The sequence below is a fragment of the Bowmanella dokdonensis genome (genome assembly GCF_017254865.1).
GTDB lineage: Bacteria > Pseudomonadota > Gammaproteobacteria > Enterobacterales > Alteromonadaceae > Bowmanella > Bowmanella dokdonensis.
In genome coordinates, this window is record NZ_JAFKCV010000146.1 from 1 (window position 1) to 388 (window position 388).

The window sequence follows — 388 nt, forward strand, 5'->3', positions numbered from 1 at the left end:
TCACCGGTTTGTCCGGTTCAGGCAAATCGTCATTGGCATTCGACACCTTGTATGCCGAGGGACAGCGCCGTTACGTAGAATCCCTGTCTGCCTATGCGCGCCAGTTCCTATCCATGATGGAAAAGCCCGATGTAGACCATATTGAAGGGCTGTCGCCAGCCATCTCCATAGAGCAGAAGTCCACCTCGCATAATCCGCGTTCAACCGTGGGCACTATCACCGAAATCTACGATTATCTGCGCTTGCTGTTTGCCCGGGTCGGTGAGCCGCGCTGTCCGGAGCATAATGTGCCCTTGGATGCTCAGACTATCAGCCAGATGGTAGACAAGGTGCTGGCCATGGAAGAAGGCGCCAAGCTGATGTTGCTGGCCCCTGTGGTACAAGAGCG

General features: G+C 55.4%; 1 pseudogene. It reads left to right on the plus strand.

Annotation, left to right across the window (positions count from 1 at the left end):
- Positions 1–388 (plus strand): annotated as a pseudogene (locus tag J0A66_RS21955) (excinuclease ABC subunit UvrA); the annotation flags it as partial.